Consider the following 2,383-nt stretch of genomic DNA (forward strand, 5'->3'; position numbering starts at 1 on the left):
GACCAGTCGCGCATCGAGATCGCCAGCGGCGGCACGGTCGACTTCCAGGCCGACTCCCTGACGCTCGCCACGGGCGGCCAGATCGCGGTCAGCGCGGCCGGGCGCGCGCTGGTGCGCGATCGCGCGCAGATCGACGTGTCGGGCGCGGTGGGCGTGAACCTGGCCATGGAGAGCAACAACCTCAAGGTCAACGTCCAGGGCAACGAGCAGCGCGATGCGCCGCTCAACCGGGACGGCAAGAGCCTCAACAACAACGACGTGTGGATCGACCGGCGCAGCCTGGTCTTCGTGCCCAAGGGCACCAACGGCTATGCCAGCGACCGCTGGTACACCGCGGGCGGCCTGCTCGAGGTGGGCGGCTACCTGGGCACCGAGGGCCATGGCGTCGGCGAATGGATGGCGCAGGGCGGCACCGTCAGCTTCGGCGGCGCGGAGCTCGTGACGCAGGGCGGCTCGCGCATCAACCTCTCGGGCGGCACGCTCGACGTGCAGACCGGCTTCATCCGCCAGACCTGGCTCAAGGGCGTGGACGGCCGCCTCCACGAAGTGTCGAAGGCGCCGGGCGACCAGCGCTACGAGGGGCTCTACCGCGGCTTCGAGGACGCGCACAAGCGCTGGGGCGACAAGACCACCGGCTTCTTCTACAACCCGCTGATCGGCCCGCAGAAGCGGCTGGAGAACGGCTACACGGTCGGGCGCGACGCCGGCACGCTGGTCGTCTCCACCGCCGCGGCGGTGCTCGAGGGCGACATCGTCAGCGAAGCCTTCCAGGGCGCGCGCCAGACCCAGGCCCCGCAGGCGGGGCTCGATGGCTACGACCAGTCGCACGACGCGGCCTCCCGGCGCGGCCAGCTGGTCATCGGCGGCTATGTGCCCATGTTCGACCGCAGCACGGGCAAGGTGAGCCACGTGCTCAGTGCCACGCTGGAGCGGGTCGAACTGGGCGCGACGAGCGAGCGCATCGCGGCCGGGCTGGACCTGGGCACGGCGCTGCCGGCCGAACGCCGCGACAAGCTGGTGCTGGACACCGCGCAGCTCAACGGCATGGCGCTGGGCGCCGTGCGCATCGCCGCGCGCGGCCGGATCGAGGTCGATGCCGAGCTGCAGGTGGCCGCGGGCGGCAACCTCACGCTGTACGGCAACGAGGTCGCGGTGCAGGCCCACCTGACGGCGCGCGGCGGCAGCATCGTGCTGGGCAACGTGCTGTCGCAACTGGGCACGAGCGGCCGTGTCGACACCCTCGTGAACACCGCGACGGCGGTCGGCGACGTGACGCTGGCCGAGGGCGTGAAGCTGGACGCGAGCGGCCTGTGGCGCAACCTCGAGCTCGACCCGTCCGCGCAGGACCTCGCTTACGCCAACGGCGGCAGCGTGTCGATCCGCGGCAGCGGCGACGTGGCGCTGCGGCGCGCGAGCGTCATCGACGTGTCGTCCGGCGCCGTGCTGCGCACGGGCGGCAAGGCGCTGGGTGGCAAGGGCGGCAGCGTGACCCTGGCCGCCACCACGCCCACCGCCACGCTCCAGCTCGATCCCGAGGCGCAGCTGCGCGGCCACGGGGTCGCGGGCGGCGGCACGCTGGCGCTGGAGGCCGCCAGGGTGCTGGTGTCCGACCAGCCGTCCGATGCCGGCCCGGGCACCCTGGTGCTGGGCGGCGGCTTCTTCGACAAGGGCTTCTCCGCCTACGAGATCGCCGGCAGCGAGGGCCTGAGCGTGGCCGAGGGCACGCAGGTCGACGTGACCATGCCCGTGCTGCGCTTGCGGGACGACGCGCGCCACGTGGCGACCGCCAGCGGCACGGCACGGGCCCTCGAGCTGTGGACTCCGCCGCTCTACCAGGAGGACGCCGCGAACGGCGTGCTGCTGCAGCGCAAGGGCGCGAGCCTCGGCCTGCAGGCCGGGCGCAACCTGCTGACCGAGATCGATCCGGCCGCCAGCCCGCTGACCGTGGGGCGCGGCGCGCGCATCGAGGTCGATCCCGGGCAGGCCATCGCGCTGCGCGGCGCCGGCCAGATCACCATCGACGCCGTGCTGGTCGCGCACGGCGGCAGCATCGACGTGCGCCAACAGCAGCATGGCTTCGTCGATCCGGCCGTGTCGACCACGGAGGTCGACGGCAAGGTGCACGAGCGCTCGATCTGGATCGGCGACAACGCGGTGCTCGACGTGTCGGGCCGCGCGCACACGGCCACCGACGTGCAGGGGCGCAGCTACGGCGTCGTGGATGGCGGCGGCCGCATCACGATCGGCGGCGAGATCGACCACGACCGGGCCGTCGCCACCTCGGCCGATGCCTACGTGATCGTGCGGCCCGGCGCCCGGCTCGATGCCTCGGGCGCGCAGGCGGTGCTCGACCTGCCGGGCATGGGGCGCACCCGCGTCGCCA

1 pseudogene is annotated in these 2,383 nt (G+C 73.3%); it reads left to right on the top strand.

Going from position 1 to position 2,383, the window contains the following annotated elements:
* Window positions 1–2,383 (top strand): annotated as a pseudogene (locus tag AC27VN_RS39045) (hemagglutinin); the annotation flags it as partial.

The organism is Variovorax sp. 20P10.2.4, from assembly GCF_058244205.1.